The 21,864-nt window shown below is 62.3% G+C and carries 20 protein-coding genes, 1 tRNA gene and 1 pseudogene; 11 read left to right on the top strand and 11 right to left on the bottom strand.

Going from position 1 to position 21,864, the window contains the following annotated elements; genetic code table 11:
- Positions 1 to 30 precede the first annotated feature (30 nt).
- Positions 31 to 107 (top strand) — tRNA-Asp (locus tag ACB032_RS18430).
- Positions 108 to 375: 268 nt separating this feature from the next.
- On the opposite strand, the pseudogene ACB032_RS18425 reads toward ACB032_RS18430, so the two are convergent.
- The 6 genes and pseudogenes from ACB032_RS18425 to ACB032_RS18400 form a co-directional block, all read right to left on the bottom strand.
- Positions 376 to 465: pseudogene (locus tag ACB032_RS18425) on the bottom strand (phosphoribosylaminoimidazole carboxylase); the annotation flags it as partial.
- A gap of 1,102 nt (positions 466 to 1,567) precedes the next feature.
- Positions 1,568 to 2,554 carry a YafY family protein gene (locus tag ACB032_RS18420; protein WP_005308002.1) on the bottom strand — a complete coding sequence of 329 codons (987 nt, stop codon included), beginning with the start codon at positions 2,552 to 2,554 and terminating at the stop codon, positions 1,568 to 1,570.
- Positions 2,555 to 2,857: 303 nt separating this feature from the next.
- The gene (locus tag ACB032_RS18415; RefSeq protein WP_016349116.1) at positions 2,858 to 3,244 is read right to left on the bottom strand and encodes a SirB2 family protein; all 387 of its coding nucleotides are present in this window, start codon (positions 3,242 to 3,244) and stop codon (positions 2,858 to 2,860) included.
- Positions 3,241 to 5,097 carry a monovalent cation:proton antiporter-2 (CPA2) family protein gene (locus ACB032_RS18410; RefSeq protein ID WP_029304384.1) on the bottom strand — a complete coding sequence of 619 codons (1,857 nt, stop codon included), beginning with the start codon at positions 5,095 to 5,097 and terminating at the stop codon, positions 3,241 to 3,243. The genes ACB032_RS18415 and ACB032_RS18410 overlap by 4 nt, the downstream gene beginning before the upstream one ends.
- Positions 5,098 to 5,167: 70 nt before the next feature.
- Complete coding sequence (locus ACB032_RS18405; RefSeq protein ID WP_016349118.1) at positions 5,168 to 5,767, bottom strand: NAD(P)H-dependent oxidoreductase; 600 nt, start codon at positions 5,765 to 5,767, stop codon at positions 5,168 to 5,170.
- Positions 5,768 to 5,845: 78 nt separating this feature from the next.
- A complete protein-coding gene (locus ACB032_RS18400; RefSeq protein ID WP_371138500.1) occupies positions 5,846 to 6,688 on the bottom strand; it encodes a LysR family transcriptional regulator in 843 nt (280 codons plus the stop codon).
- 143 nt (positions 6,689 to 6,831) lie between these two features.
- On the opposite strand from ACB032_RS18400, the gene ACB032_RS18395 reads away from it, so the two are divergent.
- The 6 genes from ACB032_RS18395 to ACB032_RS18370 all read left to right on the top strand — a co-directional run bounded on the left by ACB032_RS18395 (position 6,832) and on the right by ACB032_RS18370 (position 14,866).
- Positions 6,832 to 7,554 carry an SDR family oxidoreductase gene (locus ACB032_RS18395; RefSeq protein ID WP_323885261.1) on the top strand — a complete coding sequence of 241 codons (723 nt, stop codon included), beginning with the start codon at positions 6,832 to 6,834 and terminating at the stop codon, positions 7,552 to 7,554.
- 87 nt (positions 7,555 to 7,641) lie between these two features.
- Complete coding sequence (locus ACB032_RS18390; protein ID WP_011704326.1) at positions 7,642 to 7,965, top strand: hypothetical protein; 324 nt, start codon at positions 7,642 to 7,644, stop codon at positions 7,963 to 7,965.
- Positions 7,966 to 8,014: 49 nt separating this feature from the next.
- The gene (locus ACB032_RS18385) at positions 8,015 to 8,446 is read left to right on the top strand and encodes a DUF411 domain-containing protein (protein WP_102989651.1); all 432 of its coding nucleotides are present in this window, start codon (positions 8,015 to 8,017) and stop codon (positions 8,444 to 8,446) included.
- A 224-nt stretch (positions 8,447 to 8,670) separates the two neighbouring features.
- The gene (locus tag ACB032_RS18380) at positions 8,671 to 10,824 is read left to right on the top strand and encodes a S9 family peptidase (protein WP_371138499.1); all 2,154 of its coding nucleotides are present in this window, start codon (positions 8,671 to 8,673) and stop codon (positions 10,822 to 10,824) included.
- Positions 10,825 to 11,239: 415 nt separating this feature from the next.
- Positions 11,240 to 12,211, top strand: coding sequence for a TAXI family TRAP transporter solute-binding subunit (locus ACB032_RS18375; RefSeq protein ID WP_016349123.1), 972 nt, complete (start codon positions 11,240 to 11,242; stop codon positions 12,209 to 12,211).
- Positions 12,212 to 12,313: 102 nt separating this feature from the next.
- A complete protein-coding gene (locus ACB032_RS18370) occupies positions 12,314 to 14,866 on the top strand; it encodes a TRAP transporter permease (RefSeq protein WP_044798929.1) in 2,553 nt (850 codons plus the stop codon).
- A gap of 58 nt (positions 14,867 to 14,924) precedes the next feature.
- Here ACB032_RS18370 and ACB032_RS18365 read toward each other — a convergent pair whose 3' ends face one another.
- Entirely contained in the window at positions 14,925 to 15,047 is a 123-nt protein-coding gene (locus ACB032_RS18365) for a hypothetical protein (protein WP_265183343.1), read from the bottom strand.
- A 9-nt stretch (positions 15,048 to 15,056) separates the two neighbouring features.
- Positions 15,057 to 15,197, bottom strand: a complete 141-nt coding sequence (locus ACB032_RS18360; RefSeq protein WP_016349126.1) for a hypothetical protein — start codon at positions 15,195 to 15,197, stop codon at positions 15,057 to 15,059.
- A gap of 188 nt (positions 15,198 to 15,385) precedes the next feature.
- Between ACB032_RS18360 and ACB032_RS18355 the strand changes: the two genes are divergently transcribed.
- On the top strand, positions 15,386 to 16,012 hold the full coding sequence (locus tag ACB032_RS18355) for a lysoplasmalogenase (RefSeq protein ID WP_011704333.1): 627 nt from the start codon (positions 15,386 to 15,388) through the stop codon (positions 16,010 to 16,012).
- A 90-nt stretch (positions 16,013 to 16,102) separates the two neighbouring features.
- On the opposite strand, the gene ACB032_RS18350 is transcribed toward ACB032_RS18355, so the two are convergent.
- Positions 16,103 to 17,656 carry a DHA2 family efflux MFS transporter permease subunit gene (locus ACB032_RS18350; RefSeq protein ID WP_011704334.1) on the bottom strand — a complete coding sequence of 518 codons (1,554 nt, stop codon included), beginning with the start codon at positions 17,654 to 17,656 and terminating at the stop codon, positions 16,103 to 16,105.
- Positions 17,656 to 18,708 (bottom strand): HlyD family secretion protein, encoded by a 1,053-nt coding sequence (locus ACB032_RS18345; RefSeq protein ID WP_135320797.1) that lies wholly within the window; start codon positions 18,706 to 18,708, stop codon positions 17,656 to 17,658. Before ACB032_RS18345 ends, ACB032_RS18350 begins: the two co-directional genes overlap by 1 nt.
- Before the next feature lie 96 nt (positions 18,709 to 18,804).
- Between ACB032_RS18345 and ACB032_RS18340 the strand changes: the two genes are divergently transcribed.
- A complete protein-coding gene (locus tag ACB032_RS18340) occupies positions 18,805 to 19,707 on the top strand; it encodes a LysR family transcriptional regulator (protein ID WP_024946229.1) in 903 nt (300 codons plus the stop codon).
- Between the two features lie 56 nt (positions 19,708 to 19,763).
- On the top strand, positions 19,764 to 20,078 hold the full coding sequence (locus ACB032_RS18335; protein ID WP_011704337.1) for a DUF2007 domain-containing protein: 315 nt from the start codon (positions 19,764 to 19,766) through the stop codon (positions 20,076 to 20,078).
- A 14-nt stretch (positions 20,079 to 20,092) separates the two neighbouring features.
- Here ACB032_RS18335 and ACB032_RS18330 read toward each other — a convergent pair whose 3' ends face one another.
- Positions 20,093 to 21,376, bottom strand: a complete 1,284-nt coding sequence (locus ACB032_RS18330; protein ID WP_026080178.1) for a dicarboxylate/amino acid:cation symporter — start codon at positions 21,374 to 21,376, stop codon at positions 20,093 to 20,095.
- Positions 21,377 to 21,584: 208 nt separating this feature from the next.
- Here ACB032_RS18330 and ACB032_RS18325 point away from each other — a divergent pair, with 208 nt between their 5' ends.
- Positions 21,585 to 21,830, top strand: a complete 246-nt coding sequence (locus tag ACB032_RS18325; protein WP_024946227.1) for a YecH family metal-binding protein — start codon at positions 21,585 to 21,587, stop codon at positions 21,828 to 21,830.
- The last annotated feature ends 34 nt before the right edge of the window (positions 21,831 to 21,864 follow it).

Genomic DNA, 21,864 nt, shown 5'->3' with positions numbered 1-21,864 from the left:
GACAATTTAGCAAAAAGCTAACCAGACAGCGGAGCGGTAGTTCAGTCGGTTAGAATACCGGCCTGTCACGCCGGGGGTCGCGGGTTCGAGTCCCGTCCGCTCCGCCACTAATTTGAAAGGCCTTCCCATTTGGGAAGGCCTTTTTGCTATCTGATTTTGGCGAATGAAATAAGGAAACAAAGGACCACAGACAGGGCTGCGACTTGCCACTGGCAACTCGGTCCCTTTCTGTGGTCCTTTGTGCTTGAGCCGGACTCTGTCCGTCTCCCCGTCCGCTCCGCCACTACTTAAGAAGCCCAGTCGAAAGACTGGGCTTTTTTTCGTTTCCGGTACAGTACTCATGTCCCCGAATTTCCTCTTTTGTCCTCATACGACTCAGTAAAACACGCAAAGCCAGACGGTAGTCATATCGGGATGGGTCCATTCCACCCGGTGTTTCTGGCGAGCGGAAATGTTGATGTGATCGCTGGCAATGAGCCAGCTTTGCGGCTGGGAGCCTTCCTTGGTTGAAGTACCTTTAAGAAGGTCTGAGCAAATGGAGGGAGAGCTTTGCTGGCGCATCCTGCAGCACTAACCCAGAGCAGCGTTCACGAAGTGTATGAGGTGAGAGAGGGGGATTTTGGCTGACAATAGGCACCCAGATTGAGGGGGGGCTCTAGAGCACAGGATGTGCTGTGGCAGCGAATAGAGTCCCAGGTGATTGAACCATCTCTGATACAAAAAACACATAAAGAAAAGGGGACGGCGGCTGCCGTCCCCTCAAGTCATCTAGTCCAGTCCATGAACTGCAACGCTCCCTGCAATCCCTGACTTTATCCTGATCCTTCGGAATATCCCCTTCCCAATCCGTTGAGGTGTCCTGTGGCCATCCTAGCCTGGCAATCGCTCCTGATTGCTGCACTCTCTCCATCCTGGAGGTGTCCGTTACCACATCCCGTGGTGTTCCTTGCGTCATCCTGACAGACAACCATCCAGGTTGTCTCGCTTCATCCTGAAGCTGTCCTGCTCGCTTCCGGCGAGGTCCATATTCTTCCTGAAGAGCAATCATCCTGTTTGCTCTGCCTCATCCCGAGGTGTCCGCAACCACGTCCCGTGGTGTCCTGCAATCCGTTTGATAACCATCCTGGTTACCGGCCTAATCCTGAGGTGTTCCCTGTCCACACCCTGTGGTTTATTCCCTGCTTATGCGCTGTTTCCGCATCCTGCCGAACCAGCTCCGTCCTTGTGAGACCCATATTAAGGGAACCAGGGGGCGGAACAAGGGAGGATCCGGCGTTGTTGGCGTGGCGATAACGGATTAATGACCAATGCCATAGCGACAAAGTCATATAAATCATGGCATTAGTTTGTTTCATGGGAAAGCATGTGGATTCAAAGATGGCTTCGCGTACGGTTCGACACAGTGGCCTCTTACAGCTGCCATGGCGGATCTCTTACACGCAAAAACGGGGCGAAAACGATGGTACAAACAGGCTCAATTCGGTGGGTAAGACTTAAAAATTAGTTGAATAAATATGTTCAAAAAGAATACAAAAAGCCGGGCTTGGCCCGGCTTTTTCTGCGGTGGTCAGCTGACGCGGCTACCCGGTGTCGGATACGCCTTGCGCAAGGATTCAGGCGCCAGCACTTCGAGGTTCCCGCTCATATTGTTGAGCCAGGTACGGAACTCGGGGGTGTCCTGTACCTCGGTTTCCACCACCACGCTGCGCTTGTCGTAGCGAGTCATGCGCGGATTGTGGCCAGGGATCTGCCCGTCGACCAGGGTCGGACAGTTGGCATCGATGCGACCGACGAAGCGGATCGGCCCGCTGACATCCTGATACCCCTGATCGCGGATCAGTTTCTGGATATTGAAATCCTTCGGCTGGGTCGCGCTGAAGTTGGTCAGTTCCACGTTCTTGATGTGGTCAAACGGGATGCCGTAGACCTTGGGATCCAGCTCGGACAGGGTGCAGAGCAGGGTCGGCCCTTCCGCCTGGTTCAGGATACCGAGCGGATTGATGCGGTCGTAGCAGAGCCATACTGTGCGCTCCTTGATGACCCGCTGGATCTCGGCACTGAACTTGCGACCGCGCCACAATGCATCGCGGATCAGGGTGCTGCGGCGGATCTCCGGGTTGCCGGCAAACGGACGCGGTGACTGGTGCACGCTCTCGAGCCAACGTTCAGCCAGTTCGCTCTGGCTGTCGCGGATCACCTGGCTGGCCTTGTCGACCAAGGGGTTCAGTTCGGTCAGTACGCTGGCCGGCAACAGCTGGCTGGCCTGATCGCTCCAGGTTTTCAGCGCCACTGCCAAGGAGAGCGGCATGATGTTGGCAAAATCGTTGAGGCCATGGCGCTCGAAGCACCAGCCGTGTGGTTTGCTGCGTTCATCCGAGGTGAGATCGAACAACCCCATGCCGGACATCTCTTCCAGGTCCCGTTGCACGGTACGCAGACTGACGTGGATGCCTTCTTCTTCCAGTTTTACCTGGAGTTGGCTGGCGGTCAGCTTGTAAGGGCGGTGCGGGATGCAACGCGCCAAGGTCAGTTGTCGTAACAGCTTCTTACTCATGGTGCATGCCTTCACTGGTTTAGCGTTGAGTGTATCCTAGCCATGCCTTGCGACAGTCTATGTCGCAAGTTTTGCTGCGACAACTGTCGCCATTTTCATACAAACCAAGCTAACTACATGATCCTAAACATAATTGCCATCTTTTTGGGCAGCAATCGAGGCTTAAAAATGATGAAAATTCACCAAATGAAAGTGCTGTCTTACGGATTTGGGGGAGAGGAAAAAACAGAAATGACGGGGAAATGCAGAATATGATGTGGAGGGGATGGCTCCCCTCCACCAGGCAGGTATTTTTTGGCTGGATCAGGCCAGCCAGGACAAGGCGGATTTGGTGATGGCGGCGCCCACCATGTAGCCAAATACCGCCAGGGCGGCGAGGCCGGCCACCAGCTTCTGGCTGCGCGCAGGGCGCTTGAGCGCCATGACGCCGAGGCCGATGTAAACCACCAGAGCGATCAGCTTGGCCATCAGCCAGGGTTGTTGGCCCGGGCTCATCTGCAGGGTCACAGCCAGCAGCACTCCGAACAGCAGCAGGAAGGTGTCGTTGACATGAGGCAGGATCTTCAGCCACTTCTGCTGCAGGCGGGCACTGCCACCCAGGGCCAGCAGCCAGCGATAGAGGAACAGCAGCACGCTGACCAGCGCCAGCGTCATGTGCAGGTGTTTGAGCATGGGGTAATAGGCAATCATATTGCTTCCTTGTCGTTGTCGGGCAGACCGCTGTTCCAGTTGTGAGCGTGAATGCGCTCCTGTCCTTCCTGATCGTCTTGCAGCAGATCGGAAAGGATGTCCCGGTATTGCAGGCTCTTGTTGATATAGGTGTGTTCGTCGTCCAGGTAGTTGACCTGTTCCCGCAGCAGCCAGTTGTCGTGCTGCTTGAAGGTCTGGCCGGCCCGCCATGCCTGGTTGGCCCGAAAGCCGAGCTGGGTCAGGGCTTCTACCCCCAGATCCACGGCAGAACCCAGGGTTTCCCGGTACACGCTGCCCACGCCCTGGCGCAGGATCTCATGAGCGTGGGGACGATCCTGGGCTCGCGCCAGTATCTTAAGGTGCGGGAAGTGTTTCTTCACCATTTCAATCACTTCGAGTGACGTGGCCGGATCGTTGATGGAGAGCACCAGCAGCTTGGCCTTGTGGGCGCCGGCGGCGTGCAGCAGGTCAAGCCGGCTGGCATCGCCGTAGAACACCTGATAACCATACTTGCGCAGCATCTCGATCTGGCTGGCATCCTGCTCGAGGATGGTGGTGCCGATGCCGTGGCCGTGCAGCAGACGGCCCACGATCTGACCAAAACGGCCGAAGCCGGCGATGATGACCGGGTGCTCCACCAGCTCCGGCTGCTCGTGCTGCGGCAGTTCACTCTGGTTGCGATAGTCGAACCAGGGCTGGATCACCCGATCGTTGAGGATCAACAGCAGCGGCGTCAGCGCCATGGAGAGCGCCACCACTAGCGTCAGCAGGGCGATGGTATCCCCCGGCAGCACCTTGTTCTGGGCGGCGAACGAGAACAGCACGAAGGCAAACTCGCCGCCCTGGGCCAGCGCCAGCCCGAAGGTCCAGCGCTGACTCGGCGAGATGCGAATGGCAAAGCCGAGTGCCATCAGTACCAGCCACTTGAGCACCATCAGGCCGACCACCAGAGCCGGGATCAGCAGCGGGTGTTCGGCAAACAGCCCGAAGTTGATGCCGGCGCCCACCGACATGAAGAAGAGACCGAGCAGCAGTCCCTTGAACGGCTCTATGTCTGCCTCCAGCTCGTGGCGATATTCGCTGTCCGCCAGCACCACGCCGGCGAGGAAGGAGCCGAGAGCGGGGGAGAGGCCGACCGACTCCATCAGCACGGCGATGGCGATCACCAGCAGCAGGGCGGCGGCGACGAAGATCTCCCGCATGTGGGACTGGGCGATGGCGCGAAACACCGGTCGCATCAGGTAATGACCACCCAGCACTATGCCGGAGATGGCGGCCACCACCAGCAGGCCGTGTTGCCAGCCGGCCAGCTCCGAGCTGCCGCTGCTGGCCACCGGCGCGATGGCCAGCAGCGGCAGGATCGCCAGGATGGGAATGACGGCGATGTCCTGGAACAGCAGCACGGCGAAGGCGGAGCGGCCGCTCTCGCTCTGCATCAGTTTGCGCTCCTGCAGGCTCTGCAGCACGATGGCGGTGGAGGAGAGCGCCAGGATGAGGCCGATGGCCAGCCCCTGCTGCCACGGCAGGCCGATGAGGTGGGCCACGCCGGTCAGGGCGGCCGTGGTGAGCAGCACCTGCAGCCCGCCGGTGCCGAGGATCGGTCCCTTCAGCTGCCACAGCAGCGCCGGCCTGAGCTCCAGCCCGACCAGAAACAGCATCAGCACCACCCCGAACTCGGCGAAGTGCATCACATCCTTCTGCTCACCCACCAGCCCCAGCAGGAAGGGACCTATGATGATGCCCGCCAGCAGGTAACCGAGCACGGATCCCAGCCCCCAGCGCTTGGCCAGCGGCACCGCGATCACCGCGGCGGAGAGGTAGATGAAGGCATCGAACAGCAAACCATGTCCCATCAGCGGATCCTCCGCATTGTGGTGGAGGCCGATGTCGGCAGGCCGGGCCGTCGCCCGGATCGAGAGCGGGTCATGAGAGTACCTCCAGCAGATCGCGCAGATAGGGGCTGCCGGCAAGCTGGGCTGGGGTCAGTTGTTCGTCGCGCAGGGCACACAGCAACTGGCGATAGTCCTGGCCGCAGCGACGCAGCGCCTCCTGATCCCGGATCTTGTGAAAGGAGTGCAGCACGAATGGCGGCAACCAGCTCATGCCGCACAGCTGGGCCGTCTGCCGGAACGGCAGCAGAAAGTCGAGCAGCGGGCGCTGGTTGTAGCCTTCACTGCAATAAGACTCGGGGGCGCCGCCGGTGGTGATGGCCGACAGCCACTGCTTGCCGTTGAGGGCGTGGGCTTCCGGGCCGTAGGCGTAGCCATACTCCAGTACCAGATCCATCCACTCCTTCATGATGGCCGGGCAGGAGTACCAGTAGAAGGGGTGCTGGAACACGATGATGTCGTGTTCAGACAGCAGGGCCTGCTCCCGCTTCACGTTGATGAACATGTTGGGGTAGTGCTGGTAGAGGTCGTGCAGGGTGACGCCCTCCAGGCCATCGATGGCCTGCAGCAGCTGTTTGTTGGCCCGGGAGCTCTGCAGCGCCGGGTGTGAAAAGATAACCAGAATGCGTTTCATGGGTTCCTGATCTGAAGAGGGGCCAAATACCGGTGCCAGCGACCGGCGAAAAAAAAGATGCATTGAGCAGCGACGTTATCAAGAAGCGCCATGGCTCGCCAGTTCCGGGATCAGCTCGCGCAGCGCCGGATTGAGGGTCTGGTGGGCGGGATAGCAGAGGCCGATGCGCCGGAACATCCGTGGTCCGCGTACCGGCACGGTACACAGACCCGCTTCGTCTTCCACCAGCCCGTCCGGCAGAAAGCTGATGCCGACCCTGGCCAGCACCAGCGCCATCACCAGCCCCTTGCTTTCGGCCTTGGCCACCAGATTGAGGGTCAGTCGGTCACAGGCCAGCAGACCTATGGTCTGCTGATGGGCTTCGCAGGGGGGGCACTCAATAAAATCATAATGTTGCAGCTCGGCCAACTCGAGTTGCTGGCGGCTGGCGAGGGGGTGGTCGCGGCGCACGCACAAGACATAATCCTCCTCCCACAGCGGCAGGAAGATCTCGTCCTCCCTGCGCAGGGCATCCAGGGTCAGCCGACAGTCGGCAGGCGTCCCGTAATCGGAGAGGGTGAGATCCAGCTCGGGTAGCACAGCCTGCACCTGCTGCAGCAATCCCGCCACCCGCCGCCGGCTCAGGTCCGGCATGATGGCCATGTTGAGCCGGGCACGCGTCGCCTTCTGGCGAAACAGCGCCGGCAGCCGGCGCGCCTCTTCCACCAGCTTGACCGCGTGGGGATAGAGGTAATGGGCCTGATCCCTGGCCGCTACCCCCTTCTTGCCCCGGATGAACAGGCTGTCACCCAGGGTCTCTTCCAGCTGGCGCAGCCCCGCCGAGAGGGAGGGCTGGCTGACGTGGCAGCGTTCGGCCGCCGCCGTGATGTTCTTCTCTTCATAGATGGCGATGAAGAAGCGCAGCAGTCTCAAATCCAGCATAAGCCCAACCATAGTTTTTTCAGATGATAACCAACGGAAAACAATATTTATCACTGATGGATGCAGTGACTATAGTGATCCCGTTCCGTGCTGGCCAGCCGCTTGTTTGCTCAAACCGACTCTTGAATCAGAAGGAAAACATCATGTCCAAGCCTCTCGTCGTGATCACCGGTGCCTCCGCCGGGATCGGTGCCGCCATTGCCCGCGCCTTCTCCACCGCCGGCCATCCGCTGCTGCTGCTGGCCCGCCGGGTCGAGCCCATGCAGGCGCTGGCGCTGCCCGATACCCTCTGCATCGGGGTCGATGTGACCGACACCGCCGCCATGAAGGCCGCCATCCAGCAGGCCGAGGCGCAATTCGGTCCGGTCGGCTGCCTGGTCAACAATGCCGGCGTCATGCTGCTGGGACAGGCCGACGTGCAGGACCCGGCCGAGTGGCAGCAGATGCTCAACATCAACGTGATGGGGGTGCTGAACGGTGTTCACGCCGTGCTGGCGGGCATGAAGGCGCGCCGCAGCGGCACCATCATCAACATCAGCTCCATCGCCGGTCGCAAGACTTTCCCGAACCATGCCGCCTACTGCGCCACCAAGTTCGCGGTGCACGCCCTGACCGAGAACATCCGGGAAGAAGTGGCCGATGTCGGCGTGCGGATGGTGACCATAGCCCCGGGCGCGGTGGAGACCGAGCTGCTCAGCCACACCACGGATGAGAGCATCAAGGCCGGCTACCACGACTGGAAAGATCAGATGGGGGGCGTCATTGCGCCTGAGGTGATCGCCGACGCCGTGCTCTATGCATGGAACCAGCCTGCCAATGTCTGCGTGCGCGAGATCGTGCTGGCGGCCACCCGTCAGCAACCTTGATGGCGGCTGACTGGAAGAGGGGGAGGGCTTGACCCTCCCCCTGGGCCAAGGGTTACCATAGGCCACCTTTCGTCAATGAGTCGTCTCATGGTTCTGACCCGTCGCCAACTCGCTCGCGCCCGCCGCTGGCTCCCCCTGTGGAGTCTGCTGATGGTGCTGATGTCGTTTGGCAGCCGGGCGGCGACCGATCTATGTACCCTGACGCCTCATTGCAGCCAGAGCGAACGTACCCTGGAGAAGGCCATGCCCTGTGGCAGCTTCACCTCGGCGCTCGCCATGACGGTGCTCACCGGCGACAGCCTGACGGTTGCCATGCTGGAACCCGATACCCCGGATTTCATCTCCCCCTCCCAGTTCATGCCGGATGTTCCGACCGACCGGCTGGAGCGTCCACCCCGTCATCTCGGTTGAGTCGAGTCCCCCTGTTTTTTTGGGCATTTCTTCTTATCCGAGGTGAGTTATGTACAAGTCCCTGTTATTGGCCGTGCTGGCCGGTACCGTCAGTTTTTCTGCTCTGGCAACCGAGCAGATGACCGTCTACAAGTCCCAGTATTGCGGCTGCTGCAAGACCTGGATCAAGCACATGGAAGAGAACGGCTTTGAGGTCAAGGTCGTCGAAACCGAGCAGCTTGAACCGTTCAAGCAGCAGTACGGCATCACTCCGCAGCTGGCTTCCTGCCACACCGGAGTGGTGAACGGCTATGTGGTGGAGGGGCATGTGCCCGCCGCCGACGTGCAGAAGCTGCTCAAGGAAAAACCGGCGATCCGCGGCCTGACCATTCCGGGCATGCCCCAGAGTGCGCCAGGCATGGATATTCCGGGTCAGCCCTATCAGGTGCTGAGCATCAGCAACGAGGGCGCGACCAAAGTCTGGTCGAGCTACCCCGGCTGATGAAAACTGGCCGTGAGCAGACACACTTCCATCATGTGAGGCACACCTGAGCGAGCCCGTGTCGCTCACGGTCAGGTATGGGGGCCGCCATCGCGAGATGGCGGCCCTTTTACATCAGGACGCGGGAGAACTTGCAACTGAAGGCGACAAGGGGCAGATTGATCCCCTGTCCAAGGAGCCAAGGCTCAGGTCCGCCAACCCTTTTACAGCGCAAAGGATGCGACATGTTTACCTTTTCCCGAGGGCTTCTGCTGCTGGCTTGTCTGGCCGCCGTTCCCTGTTCATATGCCAATGATGAGTCCGCCATGCCCACAAGCGACACCCTGATCCAGCCTCCCGTGGCCGCCAAACACCCTCACGCCATCAAGAAACACGGGGATACCCGGGTCGACAACTACTACTGGCTGCGCGATGACGAGCGCCAGAAACCCGAGGTGCTGGCCTATCTCGAGGCCGAAAACGCCTACACCGACGCCATGCTCAAACCGATCAAGCCGCTGCGCGACCAGCTCTATCAGGAGATGGTGGCCCGCATTCCGCAGCAGGACGAGTCGGTGCCCTACGTGAAGAACGGCTACCGCTACCAGACCCGCTACGAGCCGGGCAAGGAGTACGCCATCTATTCGCGCAGCAAGCTGGGTGAAGAGGCTGCGAGCCTGCTGCTGGACGGCAACCAGCGCGCCGAAGGCCACGAGTTCTACGCCCTGGGGGCGCTCGAGGTGAGCCGCAACAATCGCTGGCTGGCGGTGGCGGAAGATTTCCTCTCCCGCCGTCAGTACCAGATCCAGTTCCTCGATCTGGAGAGCGGCAAATGGGCCGCCGACACGCTGGAGAACACCTCCGGCAATCTGGTGTGGGCCAACGACAGCAAGACGGTGTTCTACGTGCGCAAGCACCCCAAGACGCTGCTGCCCTACCAGGTCTATCGCCACGAGCTGGGCACGGATCCGGCCAAGGATCAGCTGGTCTATGAGGAGAAGGACGACTCCTTCTATGTGAGCCTCTACGCCACCACCTCGGAAGATTTCATCGTCATCGCCCTCTCCAGCACCACCTCGGGCGAGGCGCGCCTCATCGATGCCAACGTGCCGACCCAGGCGCCGCGGCTGTTCCTGCCGCGCCAGGTGGATCACGAATACAGCCTGGATCACTACCGCGGCCGCTTCTATGTGCGCTCCAACAAGGACGGCAAGAACTTCGGCCTCTACGAGACCAAGGAGAGCCCGGTGGATCGCTGGAAGGCGGTGATCGCCCCCAATCCGGACGTGCTGCTGGAGAGCTATGCCCTGTTCAAAGAGTGGCTGGTGCTGGAGGAGCGCAGTCAGGGGCTGACCCGGCTGCGCCAGGTCAACTGGCAGAGCGGCGAGCAGAAGGAGATCGCCTTCGACGATCCGGCCTATGTCACCTGGCTCGCCTACAACCCGGAGCCGGATAGCAGCGCGCTGCGCTATGGCTACTCCTCCATGACCACTCCCTCGTCCACCTACGAGCTCGATCTGAACAGTGGCAAGCGCACCCTGCTCAAGCAGCAGCCGGTGGCGGGCTTCAAGGCCGACCAGTATGCCAGCGAGCGGCTCTGGATCACCGCCCGTGACGGTGTGGCCGTGCCGGTGTCGCTGGTCTATCGCAAGGACAAGTTCAAGCAAGAGGGGGCCGGTGCGCACACCAATCCGCTGCTGGTCTACGGCTACGGCTCCTACGGTGCCAGCATGGACCCGGACTTCAGCAGCGCCCGGTTGAGCCTGCTGGACCGCGGCTTCGTCTACGCCATCGCCCACATCCGTGGCGGCGAGGAGCTGGGGCGTCACTGGTATGAAGATGGCAAGCTGCTGAAAAAGCAGAACACCTTCAACGACTTCATCGACGTGACCGAGGCGCTGGTGGCACAGGGCTACGGCGCCAAGGATCAGGTCTACGCCATGGGCGGCAGCGCCGGCGGCCTGCTGATGGGGGCCGTCATCAATCAGGCGCCCCAGCTCTATCGCGGCGTGGTGGCCCAGGTGCCGTTCGTCGACGTGGTCACCACCATGCTGGACGAGTCCATTCCCCTCACCACCGGGGAGTACGACGAGTGGGGCAACCCGAACCAGAAGCGCTACTACGACTACATGAAGGCCTACAGCCCCTACGATCAGGTCAAGGCGCAGGCCTATCCCAACCTGCTGGTGACCACCGGCTTGCACGACTCCCAGGTGCAGTACTGGGAGCCGGCCAAGTGGGTGGCCAAGCTGCGCGAGCTGAAGACGGATGATAACAAGTTGTTGCTGAGCACCGACATGGACGCCGGCCATGGCGGCAAGTCGGGTCGCTTCAAAGCCTACGAGGATATCGCGCTGGAGTTCGCGTTTATTCTGGATCTGGCCAAGCCACAAGCATAAGTCACCACAGTTGCAGCCCTTGCCAGTCAAGGGCTGCAAAAGAATCTCCCTCCTCCCGCTCTGTCTGCCGACCGGTAGCACATCCAATTAATCTCTGATCAGCAAATTAATGATCGGCTTCAAATTTCTCGTCATCCATATCCATCATTTTGTGTTTTTGTTTGATTTATGTTGGCGCCGTGTGCTTAATCGAAACCGTTATGACTCTTTAATTGGCCCCGTCGGGGCCAATTATCTTCGGTTGGCATGAAGCCGACTGTCTCACCACAGGATGCTGGTGGCTTTTTGGGGAACGTTCGCCGTTCACCCGATTCCTCATATCGAGGTCATGGGCAACCGCCGACGCAGAACGGTGGTTTGTCCGGCATTCGCCCGTGGAACGGGCGAGCTGAATCAATCAAAAAGGATGAACAACATGAAAGGATTATCCCTGGCGTGTGCCCTGTCGGCTGTCCTGGCCGGCGTCTCGTTCGGTGGCCCGGTGCAGGCGCAGGAGCGCTTCGTGACCATAGGCACCGGCGGTCAGACCGGTGTCTACTACGTGGCGGGCCAGTCCATCTGCCGCTTCCTCAATCGCGGCGCCGCCGATCACCAGATCAAGTGCAATGCCCCGGCCAGCGGTGGCGGGGTGGCCAACGTCAACGGCATCCGCAGCGGTGAATTCAACTTCGGCATCATGCAGTCCGACCATCAGTACAAGGCGATGAAGGGGCTGCCGCCGTTCCAGGCCGAGGGTGCCATGGACGACATGCGCGCCGTCTTCTCCCTGCAGAGCGAGGTGTTCACCATCCTGGCCCGCAAGGACGCCAAGATCGCCGGCTTCGACGATCTCAAGGGCAAGCGGGTCAACATCGGCAACCCGGGCTCCGGCCAGCGCGACACCTTCGAAGAGATCATGGCGGTGAAGGGCTGGAAGAAGGGCGACTTCGGCCTGGTCTCCGAGCTCAAGCCGGCCGAGCAGGCCTCGGCATTGGGTGACAACAACATCGACGCCATGAGCTACTTCGTCGGCCACCCCAACGGCGCCATCCAGGAAGCCTCCACCACCACCGATGCCGTGCTGGTCCCGGTGACCGGCGCCGACATCGACAAGCTGCTGGCCGAGAAGAGCTACTACAGCAAGGCCGAGATCCCGGGCGGCATCTACAAGGGCAGCGACCAGCCGACCCCGTCCATCGGCGGCAAGGCGGTACTCTCCACCAGTGCCAAGGCGGATCCGGAAGTGGTCTATCAGTTGGTCAAATCCGTGTTCGACAACCTGGATCGTTTCAAGCGCCTGCACCCGGCCTTCGCCGACCTGAAAGAGGCCGACATGATCAAGGTGGGTCTCTCCGCCCCGCTGCATGAAGGGGCTGCCCGCTACTACAAAGAGCGCGGCTGGCTCTGATAGCGGGCCCAAGGGCCGCTGTCACTCTCTTCGACACCCGCCTGCCGCAGCCCGTGGCAGCGGGTGTCGTGTCGTTGTACTCGTTGGCACAAGTTAACCCCTATGCAAGATAAACAACTCTCTACCGAGGAACTGATCGCCCAGGATGTGGGGGCGCGTCTGCCGCTCGGCATCATGGGTGGGTGCATCACCACCCTGGCGCTCGCCTGGTCGCTGTTCCAGCTCTGGATCGCCTCGCCACTGCCCTTCATGCTGGGCTTTGGCGTGCTCAATGACACCGAGACCCGTGCCATTCACCTCACCTTCGCCCTGCTGCTGGCCTATCTGGTGTTCCCGGCCTTTCGCCGCTCGCCGCGCGACCGGGTGCCGCTCGGCGATCTGGCGCTCGGGCTGGTGGCCGCCGGTGCCGCTTCCTATCTGTTCGTGATGTACGAGGCGCTGGCCCAGCGGCCGGGCAACCTCACCACCGCTGATCTGGTGACCGCCTGCATCGGCATCCCGCTGCTGCTGGAAGCCGCCCGCCGTGCGCTGGGGCCGGCCCTGGCGGTGATCGCCCTGGTGTTTCTCGCCTACAGCCTGGCGGGGCCCTGGATGCCGGGCCTGCTGGCCCACCGCGGGGTGAGCTTCACCGCGCTGGCCAACCACCAGTGGATCACTACCGAGGGGGTGTTCGGCATCGCCCTCGGCGTCTCCACCAGCTTCGTGTTCCTGTTCGTGCTGTTCGGTGCCCTGCTGGAGCGGGCCGGTGCCGGCCACTACTTCATCCAGCTCGCCTTCAGCCTGCTCGGCCACCTGCGCGGCGGCCCGGCCAAGGCGGCGGTGGTCGCCTCCGGCCTGACCGGCCTTATCTCCGGCTCCTCCATCGCCAACGTGGTGACCACCGGCACCTTTACCATTCCCATGATGAAGAAGGTGGGGTTCAGCGCCGAGAAGGCGGGCGCGGTGGAAGTGGCCTCCTCGGTCAACGGCCAGATCATGCCGCCGGTGATGGGGGCTGCGGCCTTTCTGATGGTGGAGTACGTGGGCATTCCCTACGTCGAGATCATCAAGCACGCCTTCCTGCCGGCGACCATCTCCTACATAGCGCTGCTCTACATCGTCCATCTGGAGGCGCTCAAGCTCGGCATGCAGCCCATTGGCGACCATCAGCCCAAGCCCTGGCTGCGCCGGTTGACCGGCTTTGCCTTTGGCGCTGCCCTGATCAGCGGGCTGTCGATGGCGGTCTACTACGGCCTGGGCTGGCTCAAGCCGGCGCTGGGCGACTATGCCCTGCCCGGTATCGCCCTGCTGCTGGCTGCCACCTATCTGGGGCTGCTGAAGATTGCCGCCAGCAATGAGCCGCTGGCGGCGGAGGATCCGGACAAGCCGCTGACCGAGCTGCCCAACACCCGTACCGTGCTGCTCTCCGGCCTGCACTTCCTGCTGCCGGTGGTGGTACTGGTGTGGTGCCTGATGGTGGAGCGCCTCTCGCCCGGGCTGTCGGCCTTCTGGGGCACCGTCATGCTGGTGATCATACTGCTGACCCAGCGCCCGCTGCTCAACTGGCTGCGCAGCGATGGCCGGCACGATTACGGCTCCCTGCAGGACGGCTTGATCGATCTGCGGGAGGGGCTGGTGGCCGGTGCCCGCAACATGATCGGCATCGGCATCGCCACCGCCACGGCGGGGATCATCGTCGGTGCCGTCTCCCAGACCGGGGTTGGCTTGGTGCTGGCGGATCTGGTGGAGATGCTCTCCATGGGCAACCTGCTGCTGATGTTGCTGCTGACCGCCCTGCTGAGTCTGATCCTCGGCATGGGGCTGCCCACCACCGCCAACTACATCGTTGTCTCCAGCCTGCTGGCGCCGGTGGTGGTGACGCTCGGGCAGCAGAACGGGCTGATCGTGCCGCTCATCGCGGTGCACCTGTTCGTGTTCTACTTCGGCATCATGGCCGACGTGACGCCGCCGGTGGGGCTCGCCTCGTTTGCGGCGGCGGCCGTCTCCAAGGGCGACCCCATCAAGACCGGCATCACCGCCTTCTACTACAGCCTGCGCACTGCGGCGCTGCCGTTCCTGTTCATCTTCAACACCGACCTGCTGCTGATCGACGTGGACTTTGCCCACGGGGTGCTGATCTTCATGGTGGCCACCGTTGCCATGCTGATCTTCGCCGCCGCCACCCAGGGTCATTTCCTGGTGAAGAGTCGCTGGTACGAAAGCGTGCTGCTGTTGCTGGTGGCCTTTACCCTGTTCCGCCCCGGTTTCTGGATGGACATGGTGCACGATCCCTATCGCGAGACGCCGCCGGCCCAGCTGGCCCAGACCCTGGGCGAGGTGGAGGCGGAGAGCACTCTGCGGCTGCGGATCCAGGGTGAGGACGCGGTGGGCAAGCTGCGTCAGTCGACCGTGCTGCTGGCGGTGCCGGCAGGGGAGGACGGGGAAGCTCGCCTCGCCAGCCTGGGGCTCGCGCTCTATGAGCAGGATGGCAAGACCCTGATCGACAGCGTCACCTTCGGCAGCCCGGCGGCGGCGGCCGGCATGGAGTTTGATCAGGAGATCCTGGTGGTCAAGGCCCCCACCGAGCGCTGGCGCAAGGAGCTGATGTGGCTGCCCGGCTTCCTGCTGTTTGCACTGATCGTCTGGCTGCAACGGCGCCGGGTGGTGCGAGCATAACCAGGGTCAATAAAAACGGCGCCATCATGGCGCCGTTTTCATGCTCCCCGCTGGGGGCTTATTCTTGCGGATCCTGTTCCTGCAGCAGGTTCAGGGTCTGTTGTCCCACCTGGCTCAGGCCAAGCAGCTCGCAGGCTTGCTCGGAGCTGATGCCAAGGCGGCACATCATGATATCCATCACCGGGAGGGATTATTCCTGCGGATCCTGCTCCTGCAGCAGGCTCAGGGTCTGTTGTTCCACCTGGCTCAGGCCCAGCTGTTCACAGGCTTGCTCGAAGCTGATGCCAAGGTGGCACATCATGATATCGATAGCGGGCAGATAGTTTTTCATTGCGTCTTCCATGGTGATCCTCCGGACCCGTCCCTTATGCCCGAACAGGGTGGGCGGGACAATTAGACTTTAGGCGTAGACTGCTCGTTTGCTGAGCGCCTCTGCCACTGGGCGGGGGAATTTGTTACTCTGCTTGTCAGCAAGAAGATGTTGCCGTATGACTGCGAGCAACACGTGAGGAGCAGGGCATGTTATTGAGTTTCTTGATCATCGCATCGGGCTGGTGGCACATTCGTGCGGCCTATGGCTCAGACTCCCGTCAGTTCTACATCAGCAAGCCGTTGACCATGCTGCTCATCATAGCGCTGGCCTTCGGCTATCAGAGCTATGACCACGACGGTTCCCACGCCTGGATCCTGCTCGGTCTCTGCCTGTCGCTGGCCGGCGACGTGCTGCTGATGTTGCCGAGCGACCGCTTCATCCAGGGGTTGGCGGCGTTTTTTGTCGCGCACCTCTGCTACATCGTCGGCTTCGCCCAGGGGCCGCTGGTGCTGAATCTGGTGGATGGTCTGCTGTTGCTGCTGGTGGCCGGCATGGTGTTCGGCCTGCTGTGGGGCAAGCTCGGGGAGATGAAGGTGCCCGTGTTCTGCTACATGTTGGTGATCATCGGCATGGCCTGGGTCGCAGCCGGCGCCTGGCATGCCTCCCTCACCGCCGGCAGTGCCGCCGCCCTGGTGGGGGCGCTGATGTTCCTCTTCTCCGACAGCATGCTGGCGCTGGACCGTTTCCGCCGTCCCTTCCCCCATGCCACCGCCTGGGTGATGACCAGCTACTTCGCCGCCCAGTTTCTGATTGCCGCCTCGCTGGCGGGGTGATTGCGTCGGAGTTGTCCCCTCGCCAAGGGGAGTGTGCAGACAAGAAAACGGGCCCTCAGGCCCGTTTTGCTATGCCATTTCCACCGTTTTTCACGCCTCTAGCGGTTCGGCATCGGCTGCCCTGGGGGCGGGCTGCTTGAGCAGCAGCATCAGGCCGCTGGCGAGCAACAGGAAGATGCCCATCACGAAGAACACCTGGTTGTAGGCCATGATGGCCGCTTCCCGGCTGATGGTGTTCGACAGCATGGCCTGGGCCTGCTGGCGGGCCAGCTCGGGGCCGGAGCCCTGCGCCATCATGGTTTGGGCCAGCTGCAGCAGGTAGCTTTGCCCCTCTATGCTGCTGGCGGCCAGGGTGCTGCTGATCTGGCTGACATGGATGCGGGTGTCGTTGTCGATCAGGGTGGCGATGATGGCGATGCCGAAGGCGCCGCCCAGGTTGCGCAGCACGTTGAGCAGGGTCGAGGAGGAGGGGATCTCGTCGTGGGTCAGGCTGGCGGTCGCCACCAGGGAGAGCGGCACCATGATGAAGGGCTGGCCCAATGCTCGCACGATGAGCGACTGGATCAGCTGGGGCCCGGCGTAGTCGGCACTCATGTTCATGTTCATGAAGCAGCTGACGGCGAACACCAGAAAGCCGAAGCTCACCAGATAGCGCGGATCTATCTTGTGAGTCAGTCTGGGCACCAGCGGCAGTACCAGCAACTGCGGCAGCCCCATCCACATCAGCACCTCACCGATTTCCAGCGCGTTGTAGTTGTGGATCTGGGTCATGTAGAGCGGCAGCACATAGATGGAGCCCATCAGTGCCATGCCGAGCACCAGATAGGCGAAGCAGGCCAGCGCGAAGCGCGGGTTGTGCAGCAGCCGCAGGTTGACCAGCGGATGGCGCCGCAGCAGCTGGCTGATGACGAAAAACACCAGCGCCACCACCGAGATGACGGTGAGCCGCACGATGAAGCTGGAACCGAACCAGTCCTCCCGGTTGCCCTCTTCCAGCACCACTTCCAACAGGCCCAGTCCCACCGCCATGGTGACGATGCCGATGAGATCCACCCGCTTGATCACCTCCCAGTCCACCGGCTTCTTGTCGAGCCCGTGGGCCAGCATGGCCATCACCAGCAGTCCCGGCGGCACGTTCATGTAGAAGATGTAGTGCCAGGACATCTGCTCGGTCAGCCAGCCGCCCAGAGTCGGCCCGATGGCGGGGGCGAAGGTGGCGCACAGGCCGAACAACGCCATACCGGTGGCCCGCTTGTGCAACGGCAGCAGACTGACGATGAGGGAGAAGGCCATCGGGATCAGCGCCCCGCCGGTGAAGCCCTGCAGCGCCCGAAAGACGATCATGCTGGTGAGGTTCCAGCTGAATGAGCAGAGCACGGAGGCGACGATGAAGGCGCCGGTGGTCCACAGCAGGTAGCGCCGCACGCTCAACCCCCGGCTCAGCCAGCCGCTCAGCGGGATGGCGATCATCTCCGCCACCAGATAGGAGGTGGAGATCCAGGAGCTTTCGCTCAAGGTGGCCGACAGGGCCCCCTGAATGTCCTTCAGGGAGGCGTTGGTGATCTGGATGTCGAGGATGGCCATGAAGGCGCCGATGAGGCCCCCCATGACCGCGATCCAGTTGCGACGCGGGATGGGTTCCATCAGTGGGCCGCAACCACGGGATCAGGGCTGCGGGTGTCGACGATCACCTCGGTGGAGAGGCCCGGCAACAGCTTGCCCGCCAGCGGCCCCGGCTCCGGAATGCGGATCTTGACCGGCACCCGTTGCACGATCTTGGTGAAGTTGCCGGTGGCGTTCTCCGGCGGCAGCAGGGCGAACTTGGCGCCGGTGGCAGGGGCCAGGCTGTCGATGATCCCCTCGACCGGCTGATCCGGATAGGCATCCAGGATCACCTCCACCTTCTGGCCGGGCTGCATGTGGAGCAGCTGGGTCTCCTTGAAGTTGGCCTCGACCCACACCTGCTGCAGCGGCACCAGGCTGGCCACCTGCATGCCGGACTGGACGTAGAGCCCCGCCCGCAGACTGCGCTTGCCGATGATGCCGTCAGCCGGTGCCCGCAGCTCGGTATAGGCCAGCTCCAGCTTGGCCTGCTCCAGCTGGGCGGCGCTCAATGCCAGCCTGGCCTGGTTCTGCTTGGCCTCGGCATCCAGCACCAGCAGCCGCTCGCGGGCGGCCTGCAGGGCCGCTTTGGCCTCCTGCTCCTGGGCCTGGTTGACCTGCAGGCCGGCCCGCACCTCGTCCAGGCTGTCCTGGGAGCTGTAGTGGCGCTGGTTGAGCTGGCTGACGCGGCGTACCTGTTGCTGGGCCCGCACCTGTTCGGCATTGGCCGAGCTGACCTTGGCTTCGGCCTGGCGAATGAGGCTCAGCTGCTGGGTGCGGGTGGCGGCGAGATTTTCTGCCGTCGCCTGATTGAGGCGCAGGTCGGCTTCGGCCTCGGCCACCTTGGTCTTGTACTCCCGATCGTCGAGGCGGGCGATGAGCTGGCCGGCCTTCACCGGCTGGTTGTCGGTCACCAGCACTTCGCTGATGTAGCCGGACAGCTTGGAACCGATGCCAGTGACCTCGCTCTGCAGGTAGGCGTTGTCGGTGCTCTCGAAATAGCGGCCGTGCAGATACCAGTAACCGGCAAACAGCAGGCCGAGCAGGGCCAGGATCATGGCTGCCAGCAGGGGGATCTTCTTGTGTTGACTCATGTGGGGGATTCCTGAACTTAAGAGAGGCAGGCTAACACTGGCCGACTGTTTCGATTAGTATCCATTTATGAGATATACAGTTTCACTGGTGCAACAATGGATCTGAACGCTGCATTGATTCTAGTGCGGATCGTCGACAAGGGTTCCTTCACGGCGGCCGCCCAGGAGCTGGGCATGACCAAGGCGACGGTGAGCCGGCGCATCGCCGAGCTGGAGCAGCGCCTCGGTGTGCGGCTGCTCTATCGCTCCACCCGCCAGCTCACCCTGACCGAGGCCGGCGAGCAGTACTATCTGCGCTGCAGCAAGGCGGTGGACGAGCTGGCTCAGGCCGAGCTGATGGTGAGCGCCAGCCAGCAGGAGGTGACCGGCACCCTCAAGCTGGCGGTGCCCATCGAAGCGGGGCAGCTGGTGGTGGGCAGGCTGGTGGCGGAGTTTTTGCAGGCCTATCCCGGTCTGCAGGTGGAGCTGGAGCTGACCAATCGCATCGTGGATCCCATCAACGAGGGGCTGGATGCGATCGTGCGGATCGGCGACATGAGCGATTCGAACCTGGCGGCGCGGCGGCTGTGGAGCAACGCCCGCCTGATCTGTGCCAGCCCGGCGTACCTGGCGCGCAGCCCCGCCATCACCCATCCCGAGGATCTGGTGCATCATGAGCGGGTGGCGGTGACCAGCGGCTTTCTGGCGTCGCACTGGTGCTTCGAGCGGGATGACAGGGAGGTGCTGGTTGACCCTCCCTCCCGCTTTCGGGTTAATAATATAACCTGTGCCAGAGAGGCTGCGAAGGCCGGGCTGGGGCTCGCCTCCCTGCCCGCCATGCTCTGCCACGAGGAGCTGGCGAGCGGGACCCTGGTGTCCGTGCTGCCCGAGTGGCAGCAGCCCAGAGTGCCGATTTACCTGCTGTTTCCGGAGCGGCGGCTGATGCCGCGAAAATTGCGGGTGTTCATCGACTTCATCGTGGCCAAGGGGGCCGACTACGGCATCGATACCCTGCTGTAGCCGGTCAGAGGCGGTGCCGTGGTCACGGCATCGTGAGTGGATCTGAGGGGGAAGACATGGATCACTGGATCAATCTGTATCGGGCTTCCCATTCGCTGGAGGCCCATGCCCTGAAAGGGGCGCTGGAAGTGGAGGGGGTGCCGGTGCGGCTCAATGGCGAGGCGCTGTCAGGCGCCCTGGGCGAACTGCCGGTGGACCTGCTGCAGGTGACCCTGATGGTGCGTGAGCAGGATCGCAGCAAGGCGGGGCGGGTCATCGAGCGCTATCAGCAGCGCCAGGGCAACGGCTGGCTGTGTGGCCAATGCGGGGAGGAGAACGGCGCCAACTTCGATGTCTGCTGGCGCTGCCACCACGATCCCCACGAAAATTAATCGCTCGCTCTGCCTCAGCGCAGGGTGAAGTCGATGTCCTCGCCGGCGCTGGCGTCGTGATAGGTCGCCAGATCCAGCTCCCGCTCGCTGCGGGCAATCAACACGGATACCAGAATATCGCCGGAGACGTTGACCGTGGTGCGCGCCATGTCGAGGATCCGGTCGATCCCGGCGATCAGTGCCACCCCTTCCAGCGGCAGTCCCACTGCGGTCAGCGTCAGCGTCAGCAGCATCAGGCCGGTGCCCGGAGTGCCCGCCGTGCCGATGCTGGCCAGGGTCGCGATGCTGATGATGGTCAGGTAATCCACCATGTGCAGATCCACCCCGAAGGCCTGGGCCACGAACAGGGCCGTTACCCCCTGATAGAGCGCGGTGCCGTCCATGTTGATGGTGGCGCCGATGGGCAGCACCTTGGCGGTGATGGCGGGAGAGACCCCGAGCCGGCGCTCGGCGCAGGCCAGGCTGATGGGCAGGGTGCTGTTGCTGGAGCTGCTGGTGAAGGCCACCGCTTGGGCATCGACGATGCTCTTGAAGTAGTGCAGCGGATTGAGGCGGGCCAGCAGGATCAGCAGGCTGCTGTAGACGCCGAGCACGTGCAGCAGACAGCCGAGGTAGACGGCGCCGATCACCTTGAGCAGCGGCAGCAGCAGGCTCATGCCGTACTTGCCGGTCATCCAGGCCATCAGGGCGCAGACGCCGTAAGGGGCCAGCGCCATCACCATCTGGGTCAGCTTGAACATCCCCTCCGCCAGCGAGGTGAAGAACAGGATGGCGGGGCGGCCGCGTCGACCGGTGGCGTTGAGGGCAAGGGCGAGGGCCACCGCGAACACGATCACCTGCAGGATCTTGCCGTCCACCATGGCCTGCACCGGGTTGCGCGGCACCAGGTGACTCAGCACGCTGGCCAGGGTGGGGGATTCCGCCATGCCGACCCGCTCATAGGGCCCCATGTTGGCGCCCATGCCGGGCTCCAGCAGCCAGCCCATCATCAGGCCGATGCAGATGGCGACGGCGGTGGAGCAGAGGTAGAGGCCGATGGCCTTGCCGGCGATCCGATCGAGGGTCTTGCCCTTGAGCAGCGAGGTGAGGCCGGCGATGACCGAACAGAAGATGAGGGGCACCATCAGCATCTGGATGGTGTTGACGAACAGCACGCCGATGGGCTTGAGCAGCAACGCCTGCTCGCTGAAACCGGCGCCGAGCCCGATCCCCGTCAGCATGCCGAGCAGGGTCTTCAACCAGAGCGGGCGGCGGGTCCAGATCCGCCAGGGCTTGAAAGCCAGTCCATGGAACAGCATGACGCCAATGTCCTTATATTCGGTCTGCGGTGGCAAAAAGGGGCGTTAGTGTAGCCATCCCCTGCTCAGGTTGCCACATTATCGACAAAGCCGCGGCCATCACCAGTACGGACGCAGGGAAATCGGCAATTTGTTGGCCTATATCAAGGTCGTCGGCGGTGGGGCAGGATTTAATAGGCATCAAATATGTCCATTCAAGAGGTTTGCAATGACTCAATCGGTACACGGTCACGAAGTGATGGAGATGATGCTGGCGCAAGGCGGCCAGTTTACCCGGGCCAGCCTCAAGCAGGCCATTGACGAGCGCTTCGGTGCCGATGCCCGTTTCCATACCTGCAGCGCCAGCGAGATGGATGCCGAGGCCCTGATCGACTTCCTGGCCAAGCGCGGCAAGTTCATCGAATCGGAGCAGGGTTTCCAGACTCACGCCGACAAGATCTGCAACCACGGTTGATCCCCGCCGGCGAGCGCCCGCCGCGCTCGCCGAA

The organism is Aeromonas sp. S5(2024), from assembly GCF_041403025.1.
Lineage (GTDB): Bacteria > Pseudomonadota > Gammaproteobacteria > Enterobacterales > Aeromonadaceae > Aeromonas > Aeromonas hydrophila.
This window is presented reverse-complemented; position numbering and strand designations above follow the sequence as displayed.